This window comes from Pseudoalteromonas sp. MelDa3 (assembly GCF_002863625.1).
Lineage (GTDB): Bacteria > Pseudomonadota > Gammaproteobacteria > Enterobacterales > Alteromonadaceae > Pseudoalteromonas > Pseudoalteromonas arctica.
The window spans coordinates 1-1239 of record NZ_PJBR01000210.1; the positions used below are offsets into that span (position 1 = coordinate 1).

Here is a 1239-nt window from a genome sequence, read left to right on the forward strand (position 1 = left end):
CTGACCTTGATGTAATCCGCGCATATTGTCCTGATCAGGTTATCGGTATTTACTACCACTGAACTCTATAGGTTTTCAATATGCAGGTTTGACCTGTTATGTCATCGTTTTAGCCACTTACGCAATTCTTTGAAGAGTATTTATACGGGTGAGTAACTCTCACCTGAAGCGCTAATAGCCCAAGCCATTCTCGCCATCTTGTTGGCATAAGCTACACATGCTCGATTATGCCCTCGAGTTTGAACCAGTCGGTTTATCCATTGACTTAATTTATCATTCTTCGTTTTTGCTCTTGAGACAACAGCTTTTGCTCCTTGGATCAACAGGCACCTTAAGTAGCTATTTCCTCGCTTACTTATCCCAAGTAAAGTATCTTTTCCGCCACTACTGTGTTGACGCGGAACGATACCTAAAGACGCTGAAACATCGCGGCCTCTTTTATAGTTACTGCCATTTCCAACTTCATTGAAATAGGCGCTTGATACCATAGGACCAAATCCAGGTATTGTTTGGATCCGTTGGCAAATATCATTATTTTTTGCTGTTTCAACTATTAATGTACTGTAAGTTTCAATGTAGCTGTCTAAGTTACTCAATTGTGTTTCTAACTGCTTTAGTACCGCTTTAAATGCGCCTGATAATCCGGTATTTTCATCTTCTAAAATTAGGGGGATACTTTTGCGTATTGTGTTTACACCCTGATTTAAAATAATTCCGTATTCAGCAGTTAAGCCTCGGATTTGATTGCATAGTGCCGTTCTTTGTCTGACCGCTAATTCTCTCGCTTTGTGCTGTGCTTGGTTATCTTGTTGCTCAACTGATTTTATACAGACACTCTTAATATGATGTTGTTTTGAAGCAACGCTAATTGCTAAAGCATCGTTATAATCATTTTTATTGCCAACTAAGAAGGCTTTTACATGCTGAGGTGGAATAAGCTTTATCTGATGACCACATTTTCTGATTTCTCGAGCCCAAAAATGAGAAGTTGCACAGGCCTCTAAAGCAACTAAACACGTAGTGTGTTGTTGGAAAAAAGATAACACTTGCGCACGCTTTAACATTTTCTTTTTAACTAAGCGCCCTTGTTCATTGCAGCACACCACATGGAAAAATCTTTTTGCTATGTCTAAACCAATTGTTGTAATCTTCATTTTGGTCTTCTCCCTTTGATTATTGTAACCACTTTAATCATGGCACATAGATGCCGTATAGGGAGGAGACCATTACATCAGGTTA

1 protein-coding gene is annotated in these 1239 nt (G+C 39.1%); it reads right to left on the reverse strand.

The features are described 5' to 3' along the window. Nucleotides 1–140 precede the first annotated feature (140 nt). Nucleotides 141–1154 (reverse strand): IS110 family RNA-guided transposase, encoded by a 1014-nt coding sequence (locus CXF89_RS19180; protein ID WP_121955488.1) that lies wholly within the window; start codon nucleotides 1152–1154, stop codon nucleotides 141–143. Between the last annotated feature and the right edge of the window lie 85 nt (nucleotides 1155–1239).

Coding starts and splice junctions, on each gene's coding strand:
- CXF89_RS19180 (WP_121955488.1), bottom strand. CDS start 1,154: ATGAAGATTACAACAATTGGTTTAGACATAGCAAAAAGATTTTTCCAT.